The organism is Moorena sp. SIO1G6 (assembly GCF_010672795.1).
GTDB lineage: Bacteria > Cyanobacteriota > Cyanobacteriia > Cyanobacteriales > Coleofasciculaceae > Moorena > Moorena producens.
Window position 1 is genome coordinate 1 of sequence record NZ_JAAHFZ010000196.1, and the last position, 1,147, is coordinate 1,147.

Annotated in this window: 1 protein-coding gene; it reads right to left on the reverse strand. The window is 33.9% G+C overall.

The annotated features are described in order from the left end of the window. Positions 1-95 precede the first annotated feature (95 nt). Positions 96-1,076 carry a transposase family protein gene (locus tag F6K63_RS36980; protein WP_287315026.1) on the reverse strand — a complete coding sequence of 327 codons (981 nt, stop codon included), beginning with the start codon at positions 1,074-1,076 and terminating at the stop codon, positions 96-98. Positions 1,077-1,147 lie beyond the last annotated feature (71 nt).

Consider the following 1,147-nt stretch of genomic DNA (forward strand, 5'->3'; position numbering starts at 1 on the left):
AGACCTCTCCAAAAACTTGAAACTTTCTCAGGCACTGCTTTTCAGCGATCAAATTGACCAAGTCAATTTTACGTTGAATTAACGCTATAATAAGCTTAAGAAGCTATTGATGTTAATTTAGCACTAAAACTATGAGCATAGACAACCTCAATTGTTTCAGCAATTTCCGAGGCTTTTGTTACTTGTAATACTAAGGCTCCTGTTCTCAATCTTACCAAACCACATATTGTCAAAATCACCCCAGAATATTTATTAGAATTTAGGCGAAACCTTTCTCCCGCTATTTTAAAAATTTTTACCAACCTAATCACAGGTTCTACAAATATTCTGTTTGAAGATAATAGCTTGTTATATTTCTTTTGCTGTGAGGTTAACTCACCATTTCTTGGCTTTTTATGGGGAGTTCTTATTTGTTCTTCTCCTAGATAAGCTTTGTCCCCACTCAGTCGTTGTTTATCATCAAATTTTTTTAAACTTTCCCGACAAATATTTATGTCACTTTTGGGGCCTGGTTTACCGACCACTACATCCACTATATCTTCCCCTTTTGGCAAAACAATAAATTGATTTTTAAATGTATGGTTTTTCTTCTTGCCAGAATAGAATAATTTTTGTTGATTATAGTCTGAAGGTCTTTCTCTGACTTGTTCTGCGCTATCTACTATTAACTCATACTCAGTTAAGGCTTCTTGAATTATATCCTCGGATTCTTCGTACTTTTTTACTTGTTCTAACAAAGAAGCTGGTAGAGCTTCCCTGAAAATAGATTGCCAGTAGTTAAAAGTAGAGTTTGCTTTAGATTCACTCACCTGGAACTGTAGTCCGAGAAGTTGAAAGTTTATGTGATGTCGTAAGTAAATTAATGTCAAGACTATTTGGTCTTCAATTGATAATTTTTGTCCAGCACCTCCCCCAGGCTTTATTAGCCGGACTTTTTGATTTTCAATTTTTTCTTGATGTTGACGATGTAATAACTTAGCTTGTTCTATCAGTTGAGAGAGTTGCTCATAATTTATTCCTAGCAATCTTTTTGTTTGTTTAGGATTTTTTTGGATGTAGTTCCAAGTGTAGCTCATGGTTTTTGAGGTTGATAAAAGTGATTAATTTTATCTTATTTTACCATAAGTTTGTTTTTTGGAGAGGTCTA